The 25,238-nt window shown below is 30.9% G+C and carries 25 protein-coding genes; 5 read left to right on the forward strand and 20 right to left on the reverse strand.

All coding sequences use genetic code 11. From position 1 onward, the window contains the following. Window positions 1-117: 117 nt before the first annotated feature. Window positions 118-1,959, forward strand: coding sequence for an asparagine synthase (glutamine-hydrolyzing) (asnB, locus tag ABF633_RS01145; protein WP_415521181.1), 1,842 nt, complete (start codon window positions 118-120; stop codon window positions 1,957-1,959). 41 nt (window positions 1,960-2,000) lie between these two features. On the opposite strand, the gene rd is transcribed toward asnB, so the two are convergent. The 4 genes from rd to trxB all read right to left on the reverse strand — a co-directional run bounded on the left by rd (window position 2,001) and on the right by trxB (window position 4,142). Continuing rightward, the gene (gene rd, locus ABF633_RS01150) at window positions 2,001-2,165 is read right to left on the reverse strand and encodes a rubredoxin (protein WP_015617599.1); all 165 of its coding nucleotides are present in this window, start codon (window positions 2,163-2,165) and stop codon (window positions 2,001-2,003) included. A gap of 184 nt (window positions 2,166-2,349) precedes the next feature. After that, window positions 2,350-2,886, reverse strand: coding sequence for a peroxiredoxin (locus tag ABF633_RS01155; RefSeq protein WP_415521183.1), 537 nt, complete (start codon window positions 2,884-2,886; stop codon window positions 2,350-2,352). A gap of 88 nt (window positions 2,887-2,974) precedes the next feature. Continuing rightward, window positions 2,975-3,214: a glutaredoxin family protein gene (locus tag ABF633_RS01160; protein ID WP_415521185.1), complete on the reverse strand. Its 240-nt coding sequence runs from the start codon at window positions 3,212-3,214 to the stop codon at window positions 2,975-2,977. A 1-nt stretch (window position 3,215) separates the two neighbouring features. Next, window positions 3,216-4,142 carry a thioredoxin-disulfide reductase gene (trxB, locus tag ABF633_RS01165; protein ID WP_415521187.1) on the reverse strand — a complete coding sequence of 309 codons (927 nt, stop codon included), beginning with the start codon at window positions 4,140-4,142 and terminating at the stop codon, window positions 3,216-3,218. A 601-nt stretch (window positions 4,143-4,743) separates the two neighbouring features. On the opposite strand from trxB, the gene ABF633_RS01170 reads away from it, so the two are divergent. From ABF633_RS01170 to ABF633_RS01185, 4 genes are all read left to right on the forward strand, one after another. Further along, entirely contained in the window at window positions 4,744-5,106 is a 363-nt protein-coding gene (locus ABF633_RS01170) for a spore coat associated protein CotJA (protein ID WP_415521189.1), read from the forward strand. Between the two features lie 16 nt (window positions 5,107-5,122). Continuing rightward, the gene (locus tag ABF633_RS01175) at window positions 5,123-5,395 is read left to right on the forward strand and encodes a spore coat protein CotJB (RefSeq protein WP_415521191.1); all 273 of its coding nucleotides are present in this window, start codon (window positions 5,123-5,125) and stop codon (window positions 5,393-5,395) included. Between the two features lie 25 nt (window positions 5,396-5,420). Next, a complete protein-coding gene (locus ABF633_RS01180; RefSeq protein WP_415521193.1) occupies window positions 5,421-5,993 on the forward strand; it encodes a manganese catalase family protein in 573 nt (190 codons plus the stop codon). 362 nt (window positions 5,994-6,355) lie between these two features. Then, a complete protein-coding gene (locus ABF633_RS01185) occupies window positions 6,356-7,258 on the forward strand; it encodes an AraC family transcriptional regulator (protein WP_415521195.1) in 903 nt (300 codons plus the stop codon). A 166-nt stretch (window positions 7,259-7,424) separates the two neighbouring features. Here the strand turns inward: ABF633_RS01185 and ABF633_RS01190 are convergent, their stop codons facing one another. The 16 genes from ABF633_RS01190 to lepB all read right to left on the reverse strand — a co-directional run bounded on the left by ABF633_RS01190 (window position 7,425) and on the right by lepB (window position 25,235). Beyond that, window positions 7,425-9,416 (reverse strand): ABC transporter ATP-binding protein, encoded by a 1,992-nt coding sequence (locus tag ABF633_RS01190; RefSeq protein WP_415521197.1) that lies wholly within the window; start codon window positions 9,414-9,416, stop codon window positions 7,425-7,427. Then, window positions 9,413-11,140 carry an ABC transporter ATP-binding protein gene (locus ABF633_RS01195; protein WP_415521199.1) on the reverse strand — a complete coding sequence of 576 codons (1,728 nt, stop codon included), beginning with the start codon at window positions 11,138-11,140 and terminating at the stop codon, window positions 9,413-9,415. Before ABF633_RS01195 ends, ABF633_RS01190 begins: the two co-directional genes overlap by 4 nt. A 76-nt stretch (window positions 11,141-11,216) precedes the next feature. Beyond that, window positions 11,217-11,675, reverse strand: a complete 459-nt coding sequence (locus tag ABF633_RS01200; RefSeq protein WP_415521201.1) for a MarR family winged helix-turn-helix transcriptional regulator — start codon at window positions 11,673-11,675, stop codon at window positions 11,217-11,219. Window positions 11,676-11,941: 266 nt separating this feature from the next. Beyond that, window positions 11,942-13,699, reverse strand: coding sequence for a helicase-related protein (locus ABF633_RS01205; RefSeq protein WP_415521203.1), 1,758 nt, complete (start codon window positions 13,697-13,699; stop codon window positions 11,942-11,944). A gap of 243 nt (window positions 13,700-13,942) precedes the next feature. Then, window positions 13,943-14,569, reverse strand: a complete 627-nt coding sequence (locus ABF633_RS01210) for a TrkA C-terminal domain-containing protein (RefSeq protein ID WP_415521205.1) — start codon at window positions 14,567-14,569, stop codon at window positions 13,943-13,945. Between the two features lies 1 nt (window position 14,570). After that, complete coding sequence (gene aroQ, locus ABF633_RS01215; RefSeq protein WP_415521207.1) at window positions 14,571-15,005, reverse strand: type II 3-dehydroquinate dehydratase; 435 nt, start codon at window positions 15,003-15,005, stop codon at window positions 14,571-14,573. A gap of 145 nt (window positions 15,006-15,150) precedes the next feature. Then, complete coding sequence (locus tag ABF633_RS01220) at window positions 15,151-15,657, reverse strand: shikimate kinase (RefSeq protein ID WP_415521209.1); 507 nt, start codon at window positions 15,655-15,657, stop codon at window positions 15,151-15,153. 218 nt (window positions 15,658-15,875) lie between these two features. Next, window positions 15,876-16,679 carry a shikimate dehydrogenase gene (gene aroE / locus ABF633_RS01225; RefSeq protein ID WP_415521211.1) on the reverse strand — a complete coding sequence of 268 codons (804 nt, stop codon included), beginning with the start codon at window positions 16,677-16,679 and terminating at the stop codon, window positions 15,876-15,878. Between the two features lie 4 nt (window positions 16,680-16,683). Then, complete coding sequence (pheA, locus tag ABF633_RS01230) at window positions 16,684-17,886, reverse strand: prephenate dehydratase (protein WP_415521213.1); 1,203 nt, start codon at window positions 17,884-17,886, stop codon at window positions 16,684-16,686. A 260-nt stretch (window positions 17,887-18,146) separates the two neighbouring features. Next, entirely contained in the window at window positions 18,147-19,229 is a 1,083-nt protein-coding gene (gene aroC / locus ABF633_RS01235) for a chorismate synthase (protein ID WP_415521214.1), read from the reverse strand. Continuing rightward, entirely contained in the window at window positions 19,210-20,502 is a 1,293-nt protein-coding gene (gene aroA / locus ABF633_RS01240; RefSeq protein WP_415521216.1) for a 3-phosphoshikimate 1-carboxyvinyltransferase, read from the reverse strand. Before aroA ends, aroC begins: the two co-directional genes overlap by 20 nt. 17 nt (window positions 20,503-20,519) lie before the next feature. Beyond that, a complete protein-coding gene (aroB, locus tag ABF633_RS01245) occupies window positions 20,520-21,581 on the reverse strand; it encodes a 3-dehydroquinate synthase (protein WP_415521218.1) in 1,062 nt (353 codons plus the stop codon). Further along, a complete protein-coding gene (locus ABF633_RS01250; RefSeq protein WP_415521220.1) occupies window positions 21,574-22,434 on the reverse strand; it encodes a prephenate dehydrogenase in 861 nt (286 codons plus the stop codon). Before ABF633_RS01250 ends, aroB begins: the two co-directional genes overlap by 8 nt. Beyond that, window positions 22,415-23,446 carry a 3-deoxy-7-phosphoheptulonate synthase gene (gene aroF / locus ABF633_RS01255; protein WP_415521222.1) on the reverse strand — a complete coding sequence of 344 codons (1,032 nt, stop codon included), beginning with the start codon at window positions 23,444-23,446 and terminating at the stop codon, window positions 22,415-22,417. Before aroF ends, ABF633_RS01250 begins: the two co-directional genes overlap by 20 nt. Window positions 23,447-24,165: 719 nt before the next feature. Next, a complete protein-coding gene (locus tag ABF633_RS01260) occupies window positions 24,166-24,387 on the reverse strand; it encodes a hypothetical protein (RefSeq protein ID WP_415521224.1) in 222 nt (73 codons plus the stop codon). Window positions 24,388-24,710: 323 nt separating this feature from the next. Further along, window positions 24,711-25,235: a signal peptidase I gene (lepB, locus tag ABF633_RS01265; RefSeq protein WP_415521226.1), complete on the reverse strand. Its 525-nt coding sequence runs from the start codon at window positions 25,233-25,235 to the stop codon at window positions 24,711-24,713. Window positions 25,236-25,238 lie beyond the last annotated feature (3 nt).

Consider the following 25,238-nt stretch of genomic DNA (forward strand, 5'->3'; position numbering starts at 1 on the left):
AGAGATGATTGTATAATTATTTGAATGTGCCTAATACTTTCTCATTCCTCGTAACTAATATTAAGCATATATCATACAATGTATTATATATTACTAATAATAATGGAGATTGATATAATGTGTGGAATTGCAGGCTGGGTTAATTTTAAAGAAAATATATTATATAATAAATATATCATAGAAAACATGACTGATACCTTAAAACAAAGGGGACCTGATGAGCTAGGATATTATCTTTCAAAACATACACTTCTAGGTCATAGAAGATTAGTTGTTGTTGATCCTTCAGGCGGAAAACAACCTATGATAAAAACCTTAAATAATAATAAATTCGTACTAGTATATAATGGAGAATTATATAATACAGAAGATTTAAGAAAAACGCTTATAGCAGAAGGCTACCAATTTGATTCTTATTCGGATACCGAAGTATTATTAACAGCTTATATTCATTGGGGATATAAATGTGTGGAGTATATTAACGGAATTTATGCCTTTGGAATTTGGGATGAAAAAAATAGAAGCCTATTTTTAGCAAGAGATCCTCTTGGCGTAAAACCTTTATTTTATAGCATAAAAAACAATTCTATTATATTTGGATCGGAAATCAAAACAGTGCTTGCTCATCCAGACGTAAAGCCTATATTAACTAGAGAAGGCTTAACTGAGATATTTGGTCTTGGGCCAGGTCGTGCTCCAGATAGCGGCGTATTTAAAGATATATATGAAATACCACCAGCACATTGTGGAATATATACTCCTTATGGCTTTAAAGTTGAGGAATACTGGAAATTGAAAAGTGAACCCCATACAGAAAATGTAGAAGAAACAGCTGAGCATTTAAGAAATTTACTGGGAGATGCCGTAAAAAGACAGCTTGTTTCAGATGTACCTGTTGGCACTTTCCTATCCGGCGGTCTGGATTCTAGTGCCATTTCTGCTTTCACAGCAGAGGAATTTAAAAAACATGGGAAAATTTTAGATACTTATTCAATAGATTATGAAGATAATTCAAAATATTTTAAGGCAAACGAATTTCAACCTAACTCCGACAGTGAATGGGCCATAAAAATGCATGAATTTATAGGCAGTAATCATCATGGCATAGTAAATAGTAATAAGGATTTAGCTGATGCTCTAGTTGATGCAGTGAAGGCCAATGATTTACCGGGAATGGCAGATATAGACTCTTCTTTCTACCTTTTCTGTAAAGCTGTGAGAAAGGAAAAAACTGTTACTTTATCAGGTGAATGTGCTGATGAAATATTTGGTGGATATCCTTGGTATAGAAGAGCAGAAGATATAAATGCAAATACCTTTCCATGGTCAAAATCTGTCAGTGAAAGGACTAAAATACTAAGTGGTGATTTAAAAAAACTTGACCTAGATAGCTATGTAAGATATCACTATGAAAATACACTAAAACAAGTTCCACATCTTGACGGCGAAAGCAACTATGCTCATCGAATGAGAGAGCTTTTCTATCTTAACATGAAATGGTTTATGCTTACTTTGCTCACTAGAAATGATCGTATGAGCATGGCAAGTAATCTAGAAGTAAGAATTCCTTTCGCCGATTATAGGTTAGTTCAATATGCTTTTAATATTCCTCCAGAAATACGTTTTTATGGCGATAGAGAAAAGGGTATTCTAAGAAAAGCCTTAAAGGGAATACTTCCTGAGGATATTATTTACAGGAAAAAAAGTCCATATCCTAAAACTCATAACCCTAACTACACTAAAATAGTTCAAAAATGGCTAGATAATATTTTAGATGATCCCAATTCTCCTATACTTCAATTAATTGATTTATCTGTAGTAAGAGAAATTGTGAAAACTGGAGGAGAATCCTATAAAAAACCATGGTATGGTCAATTGATGACAGGTCCTCAGCTCATAGCCTATCTTATTCAAGTAGATACATGGCTAAGATTATATAATGTAGATGTACAAATATAGCATTAAAGGCCAGCAACAAATGCTGCTGGCCTTTAATTTTCCTATTCTTCTACTTCTTCGAACTGATCCTTACCTACTCCACATAAAGGACATACCCAATCCTCAGGGATATCTTCAAAAGCTGTTCCAGGATTTACTCCATTATCTGGATCTCCATCTTCTGGGTCGTAAATATAACCACATACTACACATGTATATTTTTTCATAAAAATTCCTCCAATACCTTAGTAAAATTTTTAATGTACTTTATTTTATATTACAATAATTAAATAAATATTTCTACCTTATCATGACTAAAAATCTATATTTAAGAAAATTATCTAAACTTAGTGAATAATAGATAATACCCACCAAGTTTAGATAAAATATACATATAGTAAAATACTACATCTATAGGTTAGGATCTCCCTCATGCCAATCCACTGCACATAATCCTCCATTTTGGAAAGCCTTTAATACACGGAGCGTTTCGTCAACACTTCTCCCCACATTAAGATCGTGTATAACAGAATACCTTACTATTCCCTCAGGATCAATTATAAACAATCCCCTTAGGGCAATACCCTCTTCTTTTATTTGTACCCCATATTTTTCGCTTACTTCAGTTGTTTTATCAGAAGCAATAGGAAAATTAATTTTACCAAGTCCACCTTCTTTCACATCTTGCTTAATCCAAGCTTCATGAGAATACTGACTGTCACAACTTACTGCTAATAGCTCCGCTTTTAAATCTCTAAATTCTTCAGCTCTTTTGCTAAAGCCTGTAATCTCTGTTGGGCAAACAAAAGTAAAATCTAAAGGATAAAAAAACATTACCAACCATTTGTCTTTATAATCGCCTAGTTTAATCTCAGTAAAACCACTACCATCGCCCTTGACAGCATTCATCTTAAATTCCGGTGCTGCTTTTCCCACTAGTCTTTCCATAAAATCGCCTCCTTTGTTTTTATAAGATATCTTAAAATGAATACTTAGTTTATTTTAATGATTATTTTCAAATACAAAAACAGTACTGCTATACTGTAGCTTTATCTTTTATCAATTTATCTATTTCACCTTTGTTGAATCCAACTATAATATTTCCATCTATATTAATAACAGGTACACCTGATTGATTTGACAAACTACGCATTTCTTCTCTTTCTTTCATATCATCTGCTACATTTACATCAGTAAAATCTATACTTTTTGATTTTAAATACTCCTTAGTTTTCTTGCACCATGGACATGTTGGTGTTGAATATATTTTAATCATATTATTTACCTCCAATATATTTTTCAGCCATTAATGCGGCAATAGTGCCATCATTAACTGCTGTAGTAAGCTGTCTTATTGTTTTATTTCTAACGTCACCGGCTGCAAATACGCCTTTTATATTAGTTTCCATATTTTCATCAGTCTCTATATATCCCCATTTATTTATATTTATATAATCCTTAAAGAGTTCAGTCTTAGGCTCATAGCCAATATAAACAAATACTCCATCTGCTTTCAAATCACTTTTTTCCTTTGTCTTTATATTCTCAATTATTATTTTCTCAATTTTATCTTCTCCAACAATATTTCTTATTTCACTATCCCATATTATTTTTATATTATTATGCTTAAATAATTCATCCTGAGAATATTTTTGTGCCTGGAAATAATCAAACTGATGTACTATAGTAATGTTTTTCGCATATTTTGTTAAGAATATAGCTGCCTCTATAGCGGAATTTCCACCACCTACAACAACTACATCTTTACCTTGGTATAGAGCACCATCGCAGAGTTCACAGTAATGAATAACTTTTCCATGTAATTTTTCTTCCTCTGGTATGGGCAAATTTCTAGCTTTTGCTCCTGTAGCTATTATTACCGCTTTGGTTTTATATATAGTATCATCTGTTTCTATAATTTTTTCATCATCTGTTAATTTAACTCTCTGTATATTACCAAATTCATTTATATCTGCTCCAACTTTTTTAGCATGTTTTTCCATATTATCTGCTAAATCAGCTCCTGATATAACATCAAATCCCGGAAAATTTTCTACTGTATAGGTTTCTCTAATCTGTCCTCCTACAAGTTCATTTTCTAAAACTATAGTATTTAGTTTAGCTCTTAGTGCATAAATTGCAGCCGTAAGTCCTGCTGGACCTGCTCCGATTATAACCAAATCCAATTGCTTTTCTTCTTTCATGTCACAATCACCACCATATATTTATATAAGAAGAATTTTTCATGTTACTAATAATATTAACTTACTTAGTAGCTTAATCTTCACATTAATTAACAATTATTATTAATTAATATTCTTTTTCTTTATATTAATAATTATAATACAACATAAAAAAATATGCAATATACCATAACATTCTTTTTTACAGAATTATCAATATTTTTAATAATATACTTATAAATATGGAAAACAAAATTTATCCGATGACTAGCCACTGTAACACTCCACCTTCTAAAGGTGGAGATAACACTGGCACGTCCCTGGATAATTCATCTAAACTCAGTGGGAATACAAACTACCACTGAGTAAGATTCATTGATAATTTATTTTTCTAATAATCACAAATTACATTTTATTAATATTATTATGCCATTACTCAAAATATGGTCAAATGTATCCATATCGAAATTATTACTTAAGAAATATTCTTTCCACAACTGCTTTTTTAATTCAATAAACTTTTTTACAAGTCTACTGCTAACACTTTTATTTTTTATTACACATATTTTTCCTATTATGAATATTCTATTATTGTAAGTTAAATTTAAGAGGTGAAAATATAATGTATGAAAATTTCTTTCCTTGTATAAATCCAGATATGATGAGATATACGGAGAAAAATCCTTACACTAATATATATAATAATACAAATTGGAATCCAAGCAATGCAAATAGTAATCCTAACCCTAAAATACCCAATAATTTAAATAGTAATCCTAAAATTCCTAATAACAATGTTGCAGCTAATTCTTCGGACAATAACGCTGCAATTAGCTCCTCAGGTTGTGGTTACAATCCCAATAATTTAGAATTGGCCAGAGCTTATATGCCAATTCAAACTTATGTTGGTTTATTACCACTTAATGAAGGTTTAAAAAGAGGAAGCATATTTCCTAATATAAATCTTAACTATCCTAGACTGTAAAATTGGAGGAATTAAAATGGCAAAAGCATTAAAAGATCTATCCCGTGAAGAATTAATGAATACTATTCGTGAACTTAAATTTGCTGCTTTGGATTTAAATTTGTATTTAGATACACATCCTGAATGTAAACCTGCGCTAAATGATTATAATAATATAACTCGCGATTTAAAGGCAGTAATAAGTGTGTATGAAAGTAAATATGCTCCATTAACCAACTTTGGCGGCGCTGAAAGCAAATATCCATGGGCATGGATTGATGAACCTTGGCCTTGGGAAAGCGGAGAATAGAATATAAATAGGAGGATAATAAATTATGTGGAATTACTCAAAAAATTTACAACACAAAGTAAAAATAAAAAATAAAGATATAAGAATGGCTAAATTCCTAGTAACTCAGTATGGCGGTCCTGATGGCGAATTAGCTGCTTCCCTAAGATATTTAAATCAGCGTTATACAATGCCCACAGGTAAAACTAAAGGTCTTCTAACAGACATTGGTACAGAAGAATTAGCTCATGTTGAAATAATTTGTGCTATGGTTTATCAGCTTACCAAAGATGCAACTCCTAAAGAGATGGAAGCTGCCGGACTAGGAGGTAGTTATTCTCAACATGGTAATGGTTTGTTCCCAACAGATGCAAACGGTGTTCCCTTCACAGCAGCCTATTTTGCCAATTCAGATAAAGCCATAACAGATCTTCATGAAGATATGGCTGCTGAACAGAAAGCTAAGGCTACCTATGAACATCTTATAGACTTAACAGATGATCACGACGTAAAAGATGTTTTAAAATTCTTATGGGCCAGAGAAATTATACACTATCAACGTTTTGGTGAAGCTTTAGAAAGCGTATATGATCTAGGTAAAAGTAAAAAATATTTTTAGCTTTCACATATATAAGTTATACAAAAGTTTTAAAGATTAGATTACTTAAGGCATCTGAAAATAAATACTAAGTCAAAGGTACCAGCGTACCGACTAGTTATTTACAATGCCTAAATATAAATTATAGACTGAAAATAATAAAAATGTGGCTTTCTCATAATGGACACGTATGCGTTGTGAGAAAGCTTTTTAGCTATCTTAATCAATCCTTATTTTCACTTTCAAGGAAATCACTATTTTATTGAATTTTACTTGATTATATTATAAAATTTTAATAAATATGGTTGGTTGGATGTTTAAATACGTTTAGGGAGATAAGAGAAATCCCTAGAAAAAATATTAAAATTCTATAGGTGGTTAAAATGATAGATAAAAATACTCTGTTAAAAATTAAAAGAGGTTATCTTAATGAGGATTTTAAATATTTTCATTTAAAAGATCATAAGCATATGGAGTTTGAATCTCATTATCATGATTTTAATAAAATTATAATTTTCCTATCTGGTAACGTAAATTATCTTGTTGAAGGAAAATCTTATAGATTAAAACCCTGGGATCTAATTTTAATAAGCAACAATGAAGTTCATAAACCTATAATAAATCCTGGAAAGCCCTACGAAAGGATAATAATATGGATTAATAAATTGTTTTTAGAAAAACATAACACAGAAGATAGTGATTTATTGAATTGCTTTAAGCTTTCTTTATCACAGAGAAATAATTTGCTTAGATTGAATAAAAATAATATTGAAATAATAAAATCTACATTAGACTCTTTAGAAAATAATTATACAAGTAAAGAATTTGGCAATCATATTTTAAAAAACTCAATACTAATTCAGCTTATGGTATATATAAACAGATTATTTATAGGAAGTAAATTAGATAAAGAAAAAGACGATGTTCAATATGATAAATCTATCGTAGAAATACTTCAATATGTAAATACTCACTTATCTGAAAATCTTTCAATTGAGATTATATCTTCAAAATTTTTTATTAATAGGTATTATTTAATGCATAAATTTAAAGAACAGACCGGATATACCATTCATAATTATACCCAGCAGAAAAGATTATTGCAGGCATCTGACCTCATAAAGAAAGGAATTTCAATGTCCACAGTATGTGAAGAATGTGGTTTTGGAGATTATTCCAGTTTCGTAAGGGCTTTTAAAAAAATGTTTGATCTATCACCTAGAAATTATTATAAGGCAACACGTGATTTACAAAATTATTATGGCATTAATAGCCATATAAAATGAGCTTCAATTGGAAAGGTGCTATGGCAAACAATTACTAAAATCTAATTATCCTGTAGAAAAAACCTTATAAAAAAACATATAATTATCAATACCTTTGTATATTACTCATTGAATTTAGAATAAAGCAAAAAGCCGCCTGATAAAAACAAGGCAGCTTTTTTACTATTTATCCTACATCTTCAGAGTTATCATCACTAAATTGACTATTATAAAGATCTGCATAGAATCCATCTTTAGCAATTAACTCTTCATGATTTCCCTGCTCGATAATACTTCCATTATTCATGACAAGTATCAAATCAGCATCACGTATTGTAGATAACCTATGGGCAATAACAAAGCTTGTTCTTCCATTCATAAGGTTTTCCATCGCTTTTTGTATAAATACTTCTGTTCTTGTATCAACACTACTTGTAGCTTCATCAAGAATAAGAATTCTTGGATTGGCAAGTATGGCTCTTGCTATAGTCAGAAGCTGTTTCTGCCCTTGAGAAATATTTGTTCCTTCTTCATTAAGGATTGTATCATATCCCTCTGGAAGAGTTCTTATAAAGTGGTCTGCATGAGCTGCTTTTGCCGCTCTAACAATTTCTTCTTCCGTACAACCTTCTCTTCCGTAGGCAATATTATCCCTTATAGTTCCATTAAATAACCAGGTGTCTTGGAGCACCATTCCAAACATTCCACGTAAAGCTTCCCTTGTCATATCTCTGGTATCTACACCGTCAATAGTTATTTTTCCAGCATTTATTTCATAGAAACGCATAAGTAAATTTACAAGGGTAGTTTTTCCAGCACCAGTTGGTCCTACTATAGCTATGTTCTGTCCTGGCTTTGCCAAAACATTCATATCCTTTATAAGCGTAACACCCTCTTTGTAACCAAAGTCCACATGTTCAAATTTAACTTCACCTTTAGGTAATTCTATAACCTTAGGTTCTACTACCTCAGCAGTTTCTTCTATTTCATCTAAAAGTTCAAATACACGCTCAGCTGACGCAATTGTTGATTGAACAATATTTACTATATTGGCAGTCTGAACTATTGGCATGGTAAATTGTCTTGTATATTGAATGAAGGCTTGAATATCTCCAATTTCAATCTTCTTTTTAGCTACATAAATACCTCCTACAACACAGACTACTACATAACCTACATTGTTAATAAACATCATTATAGGCATTACTACCCCGGATATAAACTGTGCCTTCCAACCCACATCATAAAGTCTGACATTTATTTTATCAAACTTTTCTATGGACTCATTTTCCCTACCAAAAGCTTTAACAATTTTATGACCAGTATACATTTCCTCCACATGGCCATTTAATTCACCAATCTCCTTTTGCTGTGCTGCAAAATATTGCTGGGACTTTTTTGCAAGTCCTGCAGTAGAAATTCCACATATTGGTAAAGTTACAATTGCTACAAGGGTCAATATAGGACTAATAGTAAGCATCATTATTACAGTACCTATAATGGTAACAACTGATGTAATAAGCTGAGTTAAACTCTGCTGAAGTGTGGTAGATATATTATCCATATCGTTTGTAACACGACTTAATATTTCTCCATTGGTACGTGAATCATAGAATTTAATAGGCAATTTATTAAGTTTATCACTTAAATCCTGACGCATATTATATACAACATTCTGTCCTATACCTGCCATGATATATTGCTGTACAAAGGAAAATAAAGAACTTATTACATATAATCCAATCAACAACAATACAATATGTCCAATATAAGTAAAGTCTATCTTCCCGCCAGTTTCACTTATAACTTTAGCTATTCCTGCTTTAACTGCTGCCAGTCCACCCATAACCTGAGGAGTGGCAGTTGCCTTATTACCAGCTAATTTTTCTAGTGCTGTCTGCTGAGTCATTAGCTTAGCTAAGGCAAGCTTTCCATAAATACCTTCAAATAATTTTGTAGTTGCATTTCCCATAATCTTAGGACTTACTATATTAAAAATAGTGCTTAAGATAGCGAATACAAACACAATTATAAATTTAACAGAATAGGGTTTAAAATATATCAGAAGTCTTTTTAATGTTCCTTTAACATCTTTTGCCTTTTGAACGGGAGCTCCGAAGCCCGCCATAGGACCTCCTTTTTGAGTTCCATCATCTGGCTTTTTCTTGTTTTCACTCATGCCAATTCCTCCTCTGACAACTGTGAGTATACAATTTCACGATATACATCACAGGTATTTAAAAGTTCCTTATGATTGCCAATTCCCTCAATTTTACCTTCATCCAAAACTATAATTCTATCAGCATCCATTACTGTACTGACTCTTTGAGCTACAATAAGAACTGTAGATTCTTTGGTTTCACTTTTAAGTGCTGCCCTAAGCTTTGCATCTGTCTTGAAGTCTAGAGCTGAAAAGCTGTCATCAAAAACATATATTTCTGGTCTTCTAACCATTGCACGTGCAATGGAAAGACGCTGTTTCTGACCACCGGAGACATTATTACCTCCTTGCGCTATAACAGATTCAAAGCCTTCCTTCATATTTGATATAAATTCGGAGGCCTGAGCAACTTCTGCTGCTTTTTTAATTTCTTCTAAGCTTGCATCCTCTTTACCATATCTTATATTATCATTTATGGATCCAGTAAATAGCACAGCCTTTTGTGGAACAAAACCAATTTTAGCTCTTAGACTTTCCTGAGACATCTCACGTACATCTAAACCATCTATTATTACACTTCCACCAGTTACATCATAAAAACGGGGTATTAAATTGATTAAGGTAGATTTTCCAGAACCTGTTCCCCCTATAATAGCTGTTATCTCTCCTGGTTTTGCACTGAAAGATATATTGCTTATAGCTGGCTGTTCAGCTCCGGAGTAACTAAAGGTTACATCCCTGAATTCTACATATCCCCTCTTGCCATCAGCACTTTTAACCTCTTTTGCATCTACAATTTCGGGTTCCATTTTAAGTACTTCATCTATTCTTACAGCTGAAGCCTCTGCACGTGGAATCATAACGAACATAATTGCCATCATGAGAAATGAAAACATAATTTGCATAGCATATTGTATAAATGCCATCATATCTCCAACCTGCATGTGCCCGCTGTCAATTCTAAGTCCTCCAAACCACACAACTGCAAGCTGAGTAGCACTAAGTGTAAACATCATAATTGGCATCATTCCTGCCATAAGTCTATTAACTGTAAGTCCTGTATCTCTAATATCTAAATTTGCTTCCTTAAATTTTTTCTTTTCGCTATTGATTCTGTTAAAAGCACGAATTACCCTTATGCCAGTTAATCCTTCACGGGTAACAAGGTTTAATTTATCAAGCTTTTTCTGCATAATTCTAAAATATGGCAGCCCTTTTAGTAGGAATATCCCTATAGCAATCAATAAAAATGGCAATGCCACTGCAAAAATGATTGAAAGTTTAGCATCCTTATGAACTGCCATAATAATTCCACCTATACACATAAGTGGTGCACTAATCATCATACGCATTATCATTACTAATACTTGTTGAACCTGAATAATATCATTTGTAGTTCTTGTTATCATTGAGGCTGTTCCAACTTTATCGAACTCATGCAGTGAAAATCTCTCTGCTTTTTTAAAGAGAATATCTCTTAGATTTCTACCAAGTGCTACTGCAACCTTTGAGCCTATGAAATTTGCTATAACAACACAAACAGCATCCCCTGCTGCTACAAGTATCATAGTTTTACCTATATTCATTATATAATTTGTATCATTTTTAACTATACCATTGTTAACAATATCTGACATTAATGTTGGTAAATATAATTCCGCTAAAGCCTGAATAAAAAACAATGCTATTACAACAATTAATGATATAGCAAAGGGTTTTAGATATTTTAATAATTTCAGCATATATTGTCCTCTCCATTCTTTTAAATAGTTTGTCTTCTTCAAGCATCATAAATAAATAACTAGTCAGTATGCCAGTCTATTTATTTTCAGATGTCTTATTCATAAAATAATTAAAGGTTTCTGATAAAAGATCAGCTAACTGCTCACTCTTCTCCTGTCCTAAATGCTCCACCAATCCATTAATAGAAGCTTCAAATTCTTCTGATGCTTTCTTAAAAACTTCCTCTCCTTTCTCTGTAACTTTAATTCTAACAGCACGTCTATCCTCTTTATCTACATTACGTTCTACAAAGCCCCGTCTTTCAAGACTATTGACTTGCTGAGTAATTGTAGGTGATGCTACATTTAAAATATTACTTAGTTCTGAAGTTTTAATTCCTATCTCATGTGTTTCTACATAGTTCTTTATACAAAATAACACCATAGTCTCACTATGAGTTAAATCAGAAATTGGACTTTTATGCTTATGCAATCTTCTAAATTCACTTAAACACTTCATAATTTTTTGTACAATTAGTTCTTTATTATCTTCCACATTTTTACACCTCTATCGTAATTAGATAAGTTAATAATCAACAATTTGAATTATTAACCTACCTAATTATATTTTTAAAATTAATTCATGTCAATAGATTAATTTTAAAAATTATATAACTATTTTCACTGTATAACCTTCCTGCGTCTCTATATCAATAAGCTTTAGTTCCTTATAGGATTTTAGATACTTTAATATTTAAATAGATCAATACTAAAAAAACACACATAGGTATAATATAACACTATGTATGTTTCTGAAATTCCCTATATCTTTCTCAAAATATTATTTATATCTTCACTAACTTTAATCCTATTTTCATAAACCCACTCTTGATCAAATTCTAAGCTAAAAGCTTTAGAAAAAGAATAATAAAGATTTATCTTCTGATAGAATATCTCCAAATCATATAATTCCTTTAAATTACAACCTGGTTTTGATACAGTATCTTTTTTAGCTACAAACAATTCATCTATGTAGAATAAAAATGCATTAAGCATATCCTCATTTGATACATCAAATGGAATTTTCAAAAGTCTCCACTGAATTTTATCTTCCAATCTATAATTCTTTATACTATCAAGTACTGCTAAATACTCATTTATATCCATTTTTCTATAGTAGGATAATTTTTCTTCTTTTGTGCTCCACAGAGCCAGCTTTTCTCTTAGAGAAAGCTCTTTTACCTTTAGAATTTCTTCACTAGGACCGACAACAGCCTGTTCTATTATTCTATCTTCTGTATCAAGATTTTCCTTTATAAAATCCTGAACCTTATTATAAGTTGCCACATATCCCGTATCATATATACCTTTTCTACCAGCTCTTCCTGCTATCTGCTTCACCTCTTGAGATTTTAAATACCTCACTCCATTTCCATCAAATTTTTTTATATCCATAAAAACAATTCTCTTTATAGGCAGATTTACGCCCATGCCTATGGCATCTGTAGTTATCAAAATCTTTGTTTCCTTATTTATAAATTGCTCATACTGCTTTTTTCTTACCTCTGGTGGTAGGTCTCCATAGATAATACTTGCCTTTATACCTATGTTTGAGTAGTAATAAGCTAAATTTAATACCATTTTCTTTGAAAATGCCACCAGAGCATCCCCCTCTTCTGCATCTCTGTAGGCAAAAGTTTTGTAATCTATTTTAAGTGGTATATCTCTTGTATATTTTTTAAGTTTATATTCATCATTACAGTCTTCTATTATATCCAAAAGCAAAGCTCTTGCATTATATGCTCCACAAACATGAATTTCATTACATTGAAGTGCTAATATAGCTCTTGTCCACGCAGCTCCCCTTTGATCATCATCTATCATCTGAACTTCATCAATAACTGCTACATCATAGACTTCCTTTATATCCAGCTTTTCTATAGTACAGCAGATATGGTTAGCACCTTCGACTATTATCTCCTCTTCACCGGTTATAAGACTGCATTTTACTCCTTCTTTATTTAGTCTTTCATAATTTTCAAGTGCCAGTATTCTAAGAGGAGACAAATATATTCCCTTATTACATTGTTTTAGCTTAAGCATAGCATTGTAAGTTTTTCCTGTGTTAGTTTCTCCTAAGTGAAGATAAAATTTTCTCTTTAATCTTCTTGCATCTCTGTATTCATCCTTTGGATTTAATGGAAACACTCTATTGAATTCTTCAGATATAATTTCCGGAATATGCTTTGTTATAAGTACACTTATAATTCCCGATTGAAGATAGCCCTCATAGTCCTCCTCAAGTACATCTTCAAAACGAAATCTAGTGTCATTCTTATTATTATAGGCCTCAATAAGTTTTCTTGATATATATTCTAAAAGCTCTAAGTAATCTTCATAAACCAGATCATAATCTTTTAAATTTTCTTTTTCAAATTCCCTTAACAGTTTAAGTTTTTTTCTTACTGAGGCTTCATGTTCCCAAAGTCCATTTGATTTTGTATGCTTTACCACATTTTTCGTCTGGGCAAATTGATTCTTTATCTTTCTGAAATTTCTTTCAATTGCTCCTATTTTCATATGAGTTACCTCCCCAATAAACTTTTCTATATACTTTAGATAACTATATTCTACCATAGCATAATAAAAACTATGCTGAAATTTAAATCTAATCTATTAATACAATAGCTATTATATACAGATTTCAATTAAAATTTCACATTAATAGATAACAATGGATTAAATGGATATTTTATATAGTAAAAATAAGGCTTAGTATTGAAATTATCTCTCTTCAATACTAAACCTTATTCTACTAAATACTCATTCCTCATAAAGAAATTGCTTAGTTCTATAATAGGTACTCTCATCTCCTATAAAAATAAATACATCATTTTCCAGAAACACAGTATAGGGGCCTGGTGAAAGTATTAGCTTTCCATTTCTTCTTATAGCTATTATGGTTGCCCCTGTATTTTGCCAGAACTTTACTTCTGATATAGCTTTTCCTACTATATGCAGTCCCGCATATATTTCAAACTCAAAAGGTACAAAGGGATTGCTCTTATTAAATCTATTGGAATAATCAATTAACTCATTTATAACATTATCCATACTTTTTTCTATCTGATTTTTCTTAGCCATTAAATCTGTAATTTCTCTTTTTAATGAAGTTAATGAATCTATATCTTTAAATTTATCAATAAATTTCAGAGAATTATCTACAGATTCTACTATTATTCCACTGCCCTTTGTAACTTTAACTATGCCCATATCACTTAAAAGAATGGTTGCTCTTCTTATAGTTTCAGGAGATACATTGTATTTACTTGCCAGGGAAGACCTTCCATATAGTTTATCCCCTACAGCAAAGTCTCCAGCTACTATTCTATTTGCAATATCAATTGCTATTTTTTGATAAACAGGTTTTATAATTGATTCACTTGCCATTTTATTTTTCATCTTCCTTTAATAATGCCATTATTGCCATTATGTATCCATAAAAGCCAAAACCGCAAATTTGTCCAATACAAGCTGGTGCTGTAACAGATTTTCTTCTGAATTCTTCCCTTGAATGTATATTACTTATATGTACCTCTACAGTTTTGATGGAAACAGCTTTTAATGCATCATAAATAGCTATACTGTAGTGAGTATATGCACCAGGATTTATTACAATTCCATCATACTTTTCGTAGGCATCCTGTATGTAACCAATTATCTCTCCCTCAATATTACTCTGTAAAACTTCAATTTCAACTCCTAATATTTTAGCTTCACTCTTTATGTAGTCACACAAATCTTCATAATTTTTAGTTCCATAAATATTTTTTTCTCTGATTCCTAAAAAATTAATATTAGGTCCGTTAATCACTAATATTTTCACAAGTATACGCTTCCTTTTTAATTTATTTTAATATGAACTAAATTTTATCCAGTAACATTTTATTTATTTTCAATTAATAAAACACTATATTAAAATATTAACACTCTTAATTCTTTTATAAAGAAATTAATAACTATACTAAACGTTAAAGTTTTTCCCTTATTATATCCGATATCTTATCTATAACTATTTTCAAATTTTTATCATTTATAACTTCATAATCACTATATTCTTTATACAATCTATATCTTTCATTATATAATTTATGTAAATTATCTTTAGACTTATTTAAAAGAGGACGATTAGATGTATCCACATCCTTTATTATATCTTCTACTGATCTATTTATAAATACTATTAAACCATTTCTTTTTAAAAGTTCCATGTTATAAGGAGATTTTATAACCCCACCGCCTGTGGAAATAACCACAGCTTCTTTGCTGCTGACATCTTTTACTGCTTCTGTCTCAAGCTTTCTAAAATGTTCCTCTCCATTTTTAAATATATCAGATATAATTTTTCCTTCTTTTTTTTCTATGTATTCATCAGTATCATATAATTCAAGTCCGTAAAGTCTTGATATAGCTTTAGCTATAGTTGTTTTTCCAGAGCCTGGCATACCTATGAATACTATATTTTTTCGTAAATTCATAACAACATAACACCTCTTTACTAATGCAAATTCGTAGGCATCGTAAAGAAATGAGTAGTCAGTATACTAGTCTATTTCATATCATACTTGGTCAACAGAACCTACATATAGCATTACTATAATAAGAACCTGTTTCATTGTATGATTTAAAATATACGTTTCATCTCTGACTTATTACTTATTTTCAGATGCCTTAACTCTGTATAAATTTTTTATTTTTATAAAAGTTCTTGGTATATCTTATCCACTATCTTTTCATCTATAGTAATATCATTCCAAAGCTCCTCGGCAGCTATAGCTTGCCCAACCAGCATATATAATCCATTAACCGCTTTTATCCCCTTTTCCCTGGCATACTTTAAAAATAAAGTTTCCTTTGGATTGTATATTAAATCTACAGCTGAAGAAAATTTACCAATACAATTCTCATCTACAGGAGAATTTTCTATTTTAGGATACATTCCACAAGGTGTACAATTTACAATTACATCACCTTGCTCTAAAGCTTTAAGTTCACTATAATCAATTATTTTTACATCCTTAAAGGTTTCTGACGCCCTTTCTTTATTTCGGCTTACCAGTAATATATCTTTAGCATTATTATCTATAAAATATTGTATAACTGCCTTTGCAGCACCGCCCGCACCTAGAACTACAATTTTCTTATCTTTTACTGGTATATTGTTTTTTTCCAACATTCTGCCAAAGCCATGATAATCTGTATTATGTCCAATAACCTTACCACTTTTAAAGCATATAGTGTTAACAGATCCTATTTTATCCGCTTCAACGGATGTTTCATCTAAGTATTTCATAATATCTACTTTATAGGGAATAGTAACGTTCAGGCCCTTTACTCCCTTTTCTATTAAAGCTTTAAAATCTATCTCCAAGTTTTCTTTTTCTATTTCAAATAAATCATAGCAAGCATCCATATTTAATATTTTATAAAGCTTTGAATGTGTAACTGGAGACATACTGTGCTCTAATTTTTCTCCTATAAGTCCAAATAAATAACTCATTGTATTACTCCACCTTCTTTGTATTAGTATCTATCCAAGCATCTGATTTATAATTGCCTAATAAATTGAAATAACTGCTTTTTTGCTCTATTCCTATAACTGCATCTTTTATAAAACTTTCTGTTATCTTTCCTTCAAAATCAATATAAAAAAAGTATTCCCATGTTTTTCCTTCCATAGGTCTAGATTCAATCATAAGCATATTTAAATTATTTTCTGAAAAATCTCTTAATATACTGTAAAGCGAACCCGGTTTATGTGGTACAGAAATAACTATACTTATTTTATCAGCATTTTTCTCTATTTCTAATTCTTTACCTATTATTATAAATCTAGTGTAGTTGCTATTGTTATAATTTATATTTTTTTTGATTATATCAAGATTATATAATTTTGCTGCTTTTTCACTGGCTACGGCTGCTATGATTTTACTATTTGTATCCGCTACCATCTTTGCACTTATTGCAGTATTATAGTAAGGAATGAGCTTCCACTGAGGATAATCCTTAAAGAAAATACTGCTTTGCTGAAAGGCTTGGGGATGAGAATAAACTTCCTCTATGTCTTCAAGTTTTGTACCTTTTATTCCGACTAAATGCTGGGATATCTTTATACATTTTTCTCCCACTATGTATAATCCATATTTACGTAAAAGATCATATACCTCTGAAATACTCCCCGTAGAAGAGTTTTCCACTGGTAAAATCCCATATTTTATTTTACCTTCTTTTAAGGCTTTAAATACTTCTTCAAACTGATTAAAGCTGCAGGTATTTATTTCACTTCCAAAATAATTAAATAATGCCTCTTCACTAAAGGAACCTGACACCCCTTGAAAACCTACATTAATTTTAGAATTTTCTGCTTCAATTCTTATATCTTCTTTTAATTTATAATCTAATTTATCTAAAGAGCTTTCCTTTTTTTCTTCGTTAGAATCAAACATTTTATGAGCTTCTAAATTTCTGCTTATAGACATTACAGCTTTAAAAAAATCTTCTGTAGCACTGCTGAATTCCTTATTATTTAAATTTGCTATATTTTTTTCTATAACTTGCTTTTCTCTTTCAGCATTTAAAATTGGCATAGAATTTTTCATTTTATACTTCGCCACATTTAAAACAGCTTCTATTCTCTTTTCAAAAAGAGCTACCATTTGTTTATCTATACTATCAATTTCCTCACGAAGCTCCTCTAAATCTTTCATAGAACCCCCCCTTTATTCATACTAAGGTATCTTCAAAATATCCGTTCATCTTTCATTTGTTATTGATTTTCAGATGTCTAAAATATCTGAAACTAAATAACAAGCCAAATTTAACAAAATAATTTTGTATAATACACAAGAAAATTTTCATAAATGTCTTATACAAAATTATATATTAAACTGACTTAGTTATTTACAATACTTGTTATAATTATATCACAGCATTATGATTCAATATTAAGTACTTATAAGAATTCTTATTATCTTATATCGTACATTAAATCCAATATGGCAATTGCCGCTGCTGCTTCTACTACCGGTACTGCTCTTTGTACAATACATGGATCATGACGGCCTGTTATTTCAAGCTCTGCATTTTCATGATTTTCTATATCAATAGTATGCTGAAGCCTAGCTATAGACGCTGTAGGCTTAAAAGCTGTTCTAAATACAATAGGCATACCATTTGTTATGCCACCTAGTATTCCACCATTATTATTAGTACGAGTTTTAACCTTATCATTCTCCATATAATACTCATCATTAGCCTCTGAGCCTCTAAGTTTAGATATATCAAAGCCTTCTCCAAACTCTATTCCCTTTACCGCTGGAATAGAAAATATCATATGGGACAAATGAGATTCTACAGAATAAAAAAATGGTGACCCAATGCCTACTGGTAAGTTTAAAACTGCAGTTTCAACTACTCCACCAACAGAATCTAATTCTCCTTTAGCATCTATTATCAGCTTCCTCATTTCTACACCTTTTTCTTTATTGATTGTAGGAAATTCTTCTTTTAATAAATCCGATAACAGAGAATCTTCTATATTAACTTTGTCAAAGGACTCATCTTCAACGTTAGCAATACTTTTTATGTGGCTGCCAATGAGTATTCCCTTTTCAGCTAAAATCTGTTTAGCTACAGCTCCTGCAAACACAAGTGGTGCAGTAATTCTACCTGAAAAATGTCCACCACCTCTATAATCATTAAAGCCTTTATATCTTATATTTCCAGTATAATCTGCATGGCCCGGACGCATAAGATTTTTTAACTTGCTGTAATCCTTAGAATGCTGATCTGAATTTCTTATTATAGCGCATAAGGGTGAACCGGTAGTTCTATTATTAAAATAACCGGAAAGAATTTCAAACTGATCAGCTTCCTTTCTGGCAGTAGAAAGCTTATTTTTACCAGGCATTCTTCTTTCCATTTCTCTCTTTATGTAGTCAATATCTAGTTCAATTCCTGGCAAAAGTCCATCTATAGTAATTCCTATAGCATTTCCATGGGATTCTCCAAAAATTGAAAGTTTAATATTTTTACCCCACACTCCACTCATGGACATTTCCTCCTAGCTTCTTAAAGTCCTCCCAAAAGGTAGGATAAGATTTTTTAACACATCCGCTGTCTTTTATAGTAACCTCATCTTTACATCTTATAGACGCTACTGCAAGGGCCATGGCAATTCTATGATCATTCCAGCTGTCTACTTCTCCACCTGTAAGTTCTTTTTTCCCTCTTATTATAAGGCCATCTTCTTTTTCTTCTAAATCTGCACCTAATTTGTTTAATTCTGTAGTGATGGCAGTTAATCTGTCTGACTCCTTTATTCTGAGTCTTCCTGCATTAATAACCTCTGTAGTTCCTTCGCTTACCGCTGCTAAAACTGCCAGTACTGGTATTATATCAGGACATTGAGATGCATCTATAACTGTAGAAACTGTATTTGTTGTCTCTGCATATATTTTATCACTAGTAATGTTTAGTGTTCCATTCATTCTCTTTATTATATCTAATACTTCTTTGTCACCTTGCTTAGAGTCTGGATTTAGATCAAGACAATCTATTTCTCCGCCTATCATACCTGCCACAAGCCAAAATGCCGCCTGTGAAAAATCCCCTTCAACTCTATAGTCCCTACTTTTATATTCCTGATTTCCCTTTATTAAGAATTCTTTGTAATCATTATTTATTACTTCTACTGAAAATCTATTTAATACGTCCATGGTCAAATCTAAATATCCCTTTGATTCAAGCTTTTTATTAATTGTAATTTTGGAATCACCCTGAAGTACTGGCAAAGTAAACATAAGTCCTGTTATAAACTGAGAACTTACATCTCCGTCTATAGTAAATTCTCCAGACTGAATTTTACCCTGTACCTTCAAAGGAAGTTTTCCATTTTCATTGGAATACTTTATACCCTGCTTATCAAAAATTTCATAATACTGATTCAGCGGACGGGAAACTAATTTTCCCCTTCCTGTAAATACAACATCATTTTCTTCAGCTAAACATATAGGTATAAAAAATCTTAGAGATGAACCTGATTCTGAACAGTCTATTTCTTTCTTCAATAATTTTAACTCAGTACTTCCATTTATTATCAAAGTATAAATATTATTTTCTTCTTCTTTTTTTTCTATAGTTACACCTAGTGCCTCCATAGCATTACAAGTAGTCAATATATCCTCTGAAAACATAACGTTTTCTACCACGCTCTTACCTTTAGAAAGCCCTGCTGCAATTATGCCTCTATGACTTAAGCTCTTAGAGGGTGGAATTGTTACCTTGCCTTTTAATTTTGATGGAGTTATCTTAACGTAATTCATATATCTATCCACTTCTCCTAAATATAATTTTCCATAAGTTTGCTATCTATATTTTTAATAAAAGCTTCACCTAGTTTATTCAATAAGATAATATTAATTTTGTCTCTATCATTTTTCTTGTCCATAGCTATAGTTTCTAATACTTTAGACTTATCTAAAGCTTCGATTTCAAAAGGTAAACTATATTTAATTAATATCTTCTTTAACAAATCCGCAGTTCCCTTTTCAGTTATACCCATAGCTTCACTCTTTTCAGTAATTTTATACATACCAATAGCCACAGCCTCTCCATGAGTATATCTTTCATAATTAAAATATTTTTCAATAGCATGGCCTATAGTGTGCCCAAAATTCAGCATCATTCTGTCACCTTTATCTTTTTCGTCCTTTTCCACTACTTCCTTTTTTATATTACAGCACTTATAAATTATATCATCTATATTGTTTAAAAGTTCTTCATCATCATTAAAGCTAAGCAGTGTATCAAATAAAGCTCTATCTTTAATAGCACCGTACTTTATAACTTCACCCATACCATCATGAAGAAATTTTTTATCTAAGGTCTTTAACACATTGGGATCAATAAATACTGCTTCAGGGTGATAGAAATTTCCTATTAAATTTTTACCTCTAGGAAGATCTACAGCTACTTTGCCCCCTATACTGCTGTCTATTTGAGCTAATAGAGATGTAGGGATCTGAACAAAAGGTATTCCTCTTAAGGTAGTTGCAGCTGCAAAGCCAGTCAAATCTCCCACTACTCCTCCGCCAAGGGCTATTATAAGATCTCCTCTGGTCATTTCAAAACCTAGAAGATCATCATAAAGCTTCAGTAGTACATCAATTGATTTACTCTTTTCCCCTGCTTCTACCACAAAGGCCTTTACATTATAGCTTTCCTCTCTTAAAGCTTCTTCAAGCTTTTGCCCATAGAAACTATTAACATTAGAATCTGTTACTACAGCAATTTTCTTGCCACTATATATTTTCTTTATTTCTTTCCCAATAGAGTCCATTAATCCTTTTTCTATATAAATAGGATAAATTTTATGTGAAAGGTTTATCATAATATTACTCATTGCTGTTAAGTTTCCTCCTTTTTGAACCTGCCTTATTAAATATTTCTTTCATTAAGGCAACATCCTCTTTTCTAATGGCTTCCTTCATAAGAGATAAATTATTTTCAAATTCTTCAAGTTCAGTTAGTATATTTTCTTTATTGGAAATAAATAGCTCTGACCACAAATCAGGATTAATTAATGCTACTCTTGTTGCATCTCTAAAGCTTCCCCCTATAAAGAAGCCTCTTTGCTCATCAAAATTATCACAATTCATTAAAGCCACAGCAATTATGTGTGGTACAGCACTGGTATAGGCTATAATTTTGTCATGAACTTTAGAATCTATTAAAACTACATTTTTGCAGCCTATATTTCTAGCAATATCTTCTATTAATTTGATATTTTCTTTTTTATTTTTCTCTGTTGGTGTTATTATATAATTTGCATTTTTAAAAATGTCCTTAGAGGCAAAGGCAAGTCCCTTTGACTCTCTTCCTGCCATTGGATGTCCTCCAATAAAATCAACATAATCTGGTATAAGGTCTGATACCTCTTTTACTATACTTTCCTTAATGCCAGAGGTGTCAGTGATAACTGCACCCCTTTTAAAATCATTCTTATACTTTTTAATAAATTCTATTGCTGCCTCCGGGTATAGAGATACTATAACTATATCTGATTTACTTAGAGGCACTTCAGCATCCTTATATCCCCTGTCTATAATACCCATGTCTTCTGCAGTTTTAATTGCATTTAAATCAATATCAATTCCCCATAAATTATTAGGCTTCAGCTCCTTAAGAGCCATAGCATAAGATCCACCAATTAATCCAAGTCCAACAACGGTAATATTAAATTCCAAGCTTATCAACGTTAAAGCTCCATTTAAATTTTTCTATTTCCTTTAAAGAATCCATTAGAGACTTGAATTTATTTGGTTTTATGGATTGCTGACCATCACATTTAGCATTAGCAGGATCATTATGTACCTCAATTATTAATCCATCTGCACCAACTGCTACAGCTGCTTTTGAAAGAGGTTCTACCATCCACCACATTCCTGCTGCATGACTTGGGTCAACTATAACTGGAAGATGACTTTGTTTCTTTATAGCTGGTATAGCACTTAAGTCTAAAGTATTTCTAGTGTAAGTTTCATAAGTTCTTATTCCTCTTTCACATAGTATTACATTTTCATTTCCACCAGCCATTATATATTCTGCTGACATAAGCCATTCTTCAATGGTAGCACATAATCCTCTCTTTAAAAGAATAGGCTTATTAGTTTTTCCAAGTTCCTTTAAAAGTTCGAAGTTCTGCATGTTTCTAGCTCCAACCTGTATTACATCAACATCTTCAACAAATCTTTCAAGCATCTTAGTTCCCATTAATTCTGTTACTATTGGAAGCCCTGTTTTTTCTCTAGCAATTTTTAAAAGTTCTAAGCCTTCTAGTTCCATACCTTGGAAACTGTAAGGTGAGGTTCTAGGTTTGAAAGCACCACCTCTTAAAAAGCCTGCTCCTGCTTCTTTAACATCTTCTGCTATACTCACAATTTGATCTTCACTTTCAACGGAACATGGTCCTGCTATAACAGCTAATTTACCTCCGCCAATAGTTCTGCCATTTATATTTATTATAGAATCTTCAGGATGGAATAATCTATTTGCTTTCTTATATGGTTCCTGAACAATCATAACTTTTTCAACCTCATCATATGCCTGAATCTGCTCTGGATCAATTGCTCTAGTATCTCCTATTAAACCTAGTATACAGTAATTATCGCCAAAATCCACATGAACCATTAATCCTTTTTTCTCTAATCTTTCTTGGAAAATTTCTATTTTCTCTTTTGATGTTCCTGGTTTCATAACAATTATCATAATAATTGCCTCCTCTTATTTTGAATTTATTTTAAATCTCCTATTCCTAGGTATATTCAGACAAATGATTAGCCAGTTCTTTGGCTTACTATTTATTTTCATATACCTTTTTAGAAGATACTTTAAAGCTGATTTTAATTCCATTACATTAGTTAAGTAAAATTTTATTTACAATTTATAGTAAGTATCTGTTTTACACTGTATAGTGTTAAAGCAATTATATTATACTCGTTTTCTTATTATTAATCAAAGTTATTATTAATATTATTATAAAAAAAAGGAAGACTCTCAATGAGTCTTCCTGTTAATCAATATCCTACTTAATTGATTTACCTATTAAACAGCAACTAATCTATTAAACTCATTATGTGAAAATATATGAAATTTTTTTGTGCAAAAGTAATAGCCAGCGCTAAAATAAAAGCCCAAGCTAAAATAAAAACCATATATTTTATTACTTACTGCACTAACAAGCTTATTCATATAAATTCACCAACTTTCCTTCTAATCAATTCTGTAACTAACTTTTATATCTATTATAACAAATAGAGGGCTTCTGTCAACGATTTTAATAAGTTTTCTAAATATTTAAATTAGTCAGAAGTACTTTTGCCAATTTATCAATTAAATATGAAAGTTTACTATGTAAAATGTTATTTTTATATTTTTTGCAATATTACTGTATACTATCTTTAGAAAAGTAAATATTTAAGTTCCTATTATCCAACTATCCTAAATACACTTTCTGTCCAATCGCTAATTGCATGAAATATTGAACTTGTAAGTATATTTTTAGTTTTTAACATTGTATATCCGAAAATCAAACTAATAGGAATTAGATCAATACTTTCTTTTCTAAACAAAACTATTAATCCAACTAAAAATAATTCAAAAAAGTATATTGATGCTTGTAAAAATAACATTTCTTTTCTGGAAATCATTATGTGGAATCAGGTACTAAATATTTAGTGGAAGTTTCAATTGATAATTTCCGCGATTTGAAGTATAATTTTTGTGTAAATTAATGTATTTAGGCGTATATTATTTTACCATAAATCTTTCACTCTTCCGAGTGGGAGATTTATTTTTTTATGAAAAAAACTATCGCACTAATTTTTTAGTGCGACAGTCCCTTATTCAACAACTTAATATTATATAATTCTTATTTTTTCTTTAATCTAATACATCTACCCATTATATGGAATTGAAATTTTTCTATTTAATATATAAAATGCATATTTATATTATACATTATAATTTACAATCAAAAAACCTTAAATCCATTAAATGGGAAAATTTTAAGTATCACATGCCCTTCAATTGATCTTATATTAATTTCACCAAAATATCTACTATCATTACTTAACATTCTATTATCACCAAGTACAAAAACAAATCCTTTTTTTATTTTAATCTTTTGATTCTCATGTAAGAAAGTACCTCCATTTGTAGCAATATTTCTTTCAATATAAGGCTCCTTTAAATTGCTACCATTTATATAAATATTACCACCCCTAAGCTCTATTTCATCACCTTCTATACCTATAATCCTTTTTATATATACATCATGATTTACATTTTGAGAATCAAAAACGATAATTTCACCTCTCTTAAAGTTTTTTCTTAATAATGAGATTTTTTCAATTAAGGCACTATCATTATTATTAAGTGTAGGTGCCATTGATGGACCATTAACATGTACTCTTGAAATTATATAAGTTTTGAAAAATATAGATACTATTATAGTTATAGCTATTAATTTTATTAGTTTTATTCGATCATTTTTCATTTT

Source organism: Clostridium sp., from assembly GCF_047718555.1.
Lineage (GTDB): Bacteria > Bacillota > Clostridia > Clostridiales > Clostridiaceae > Clostridium_I.

Coding starts and splice junctions, on each gene's coding strand:
- asnB (WP_415521181.1), top strand. CDS start 118: ATGTGTGGAATTGCAGGCTGGGTTAATTTTAAAGAAAATATATTATAT.
- rd (WP_015617599.1), bottom strand. CDS start 2,165: ATGAAAAAATATACATGTGTAGTATGTGGTTATATTTACGACCCAGAA.
- ABF633_RS01155 (WP_415521183.1), bottom strand. CDS start 2,886: ATGGAAAGACTAGTGGGAAAAGCAGCACCGGAATTTAAGATGAATGCT.
- ABF633_RS01160 (WP_415521185.1), bottom strand. CDS start 3,214: ATGATTAAAATATATTCAACACCAACATGTCCATGGTGCAAGAAAACT.
- trxB (WP_415521187.1), bottom strand. CDS start 4,142: ATGAAAGAAGAAAAGCAATTGGATTTGGTTATAATCGGAGCAGGTCCA.
- ABF633_RS01170 (WP_415521189.1), top strand. CDS start 4,744: ATGTATGAAAATTTCTTTCCTTGTATAAATCCAGATATGATGAGATAT.
- ABF633_RS01175 (WP_415521191.1), top strand. CDS start 5,123: ATGGCAAAAGCATTAAAAGATCTATCCCGTGAAGAATTAATGAATACT.
- ABF633_RS01180 (WP_415521193.1), top strand. CDS start 5,421: ATGTGGAATTACTCAAAAAATTTACAACACAAAGTAAAAATAAAAAAT.
- ABF633_RS01185 (WP_415521195.1), top strand. CDS start 6,356: ATGATAGATAAAAATACTCTGTTAAAAATTAAAAGAGGTTATCTTAAT.
- ABF633_RS01190 (WP_415521197.1), bottom strand. CDS start 9,416: ATGAGTGAAAACAAGAAAAAGCCAGATGATGGAACTCAAAAAGGAGGT.
- ABF633_RS01195 (WP_415521199.1), bottom strand. CDS start 11,140: ATGCTGAAATTATTAAAATATCTAAAACCCTTTGCTATATCATTAATT.
- ABF633_RS01205 (WP_415521203.1), bottom strand. CDS start 13,699: ATGAAAATAGGAGCAATTGAAAGAAATTTCAGAAAGATAAAGAATCAA.
- ABF633_RS01210 (WP_415521205.1), bottom strand. CDS start 14,569: ATGGCAAGTGAATCAATTATAAAACCTGTTTATCAAAAAATAGCAATT.
- ABF633_RS01220 (WP_415521209.1), bottom strand. CDS start 15,657: ATGAATTTACGAAAAAATATAGTATTCATAGGTATGCCAGGCTCTGGA.
- aroE (WP_415521211.1), bottom strand. CDS start 16,679: ATGAGTTATTTATTTGGACTTATAGGAGAAAAATTAGAGCACAGTATG.
- pheA (WP_415521213.1), bottom strand. CDS start 17,886: ATGAAAGATTTAGAGGAGCTTCGTGAGGAAATTGATAGTATAGATAAA.
- aroC (WP_415521214.1), bottom strand. CDS start 19,229: ATGAGTGGAGTGTGGGGTAAAAATATTAAACTTTCAATTTTTGGAGAA.
- aroA (WP_415521216.1), bottom strand. CDS start 20,502: ATGAATTACGTTAAGATAACTCCATCAAAATTAAAAGGCAAGGTAACA.
- aroB (WP_415521218.1), bottom strand. CDS start 21,581: ATGAGTAATATTATGATAAACCTTTCACATAAAATTTATCCTATTTAT.
- aroF (WP_415521222.1), bottom strand. CDS start 23,446: ATGATAATTGTTATGAAACCAGGAACATCAAAAGAGAAAATAGAAATT.
- ABF633_RS01260 (WP_415521224.1), bottom strand. CDS start 24,387: ATGATTTCCAGAAAAGAAATGTTATTTTTACAAGCATCAATATACTTT.
- lepB (WP_415521226.1), bottom strand. CDS start 25,235: ATGAAAAATGATCGAATAAAACTAATAAAATTAATAGCTATAACTATA.